At 66.4% G+C, this 963-nt stretch carries 1 protein-coding gene; it reads right to left on the minus strand.

Features of this window, described 5'->3' with window-relative positions:
- Positions 1-78: 78 nt before the first annotated feature.
- A partial coding sequence (locus tag AVS7_RS18070; protein WP_020229462.1) for an IS5 family transposase occupies positions 79-963 on the minus strand: 885 nt, incomplete at its 5' end.

A 963-nucleotide genomic window follows, 5' to 3' on the forward strand; every position in this document is an offset into this window, starting at 1 on the left:
ATAAGTTTCAGCGTCCCAGGGCCATCAAATAGCGCCATTGGACTGGCCGCAAGCCCTTCTGGGCTGCAGCAGACGCACTTATGCCTGCATGGCCAGCAGCCGCGCTCGCACCATCCACAGATTGCCCAGCGCGAACAGCATGGTCAGGCGGGCCGTGTTCTTGGCCAAGCCGCGGTAGCGCACCTTGGCGTAGCCGAACTGCTGCTTGACCACCCGGAACGGATGCTCGACCTTGGCCCTGATGCTGGCCTTGAGCTTCTCGGCCTTCTCCCGAAGCCTGTCGAGCTCCCGCGCTGGATCGAGCCGGCGCCGCTTGCCAGGACGCATGGCCACTTCCCAGCGCACGACGCTGCCCTCGCACTCCTTGCGCTTGTCCACGCCCTGGTAGCCCGCGTCGCCCCAGGCATCGCTTTCCTGCCCATGCAGCAAGGCCGCCGCCTGGGTGACATCGGCGACGTTGGCGGCCGTGCCGATGACGGTATGCACCAGCCCCGAATCGGCATCCACGCCGATGTGGGCCTTCATGCCGAAATGCCACTGGTTGCCCTTCTTGGCCTGGTGCATCTCCGGGTCACGCTTGCCCTCGGCGTTCTTGGTCGAACTCGGCGCGGCAATGATGGTGGCGTCGACCACCGTACCGGTCTTGAGCATCAAGCCCTGCCGGGCCAGGGTGGCGTTGATGGCGGCCAGCACCTTCGGCGCGAGTTGCTGCTTCTCCAGCAGGTGCCGAAAGCGCAGGATGGTGGTCTCATCGGGCATGCGCGCCGAGCCGTCGAGCCCGACGAAGCGCCGGTACAGAGGGCGCTCGTGCAGTTCCTCTTCCATGGCCGGATCGCTCAGGTTCCACCACAGCTGCAGGCAGTGGATGCGCAGCATGGTCTCCACTGCAAAGGGTGGGCGGCCTCCCAGGGCCTGGTGCGCCCCGCGGGCATGGGGCTGGATCAACGCCACCAGCGTCGACCA

This window comes from Acidovorax sp. MR-S7 (assembly GCF_000400995.2).
Classification (GTDB): domain Bacteria; phylum Pseudomonadota; class Gammaproteobacteria; order Burkholderiales; family Burkholderiaceae_C; genus MR-S7.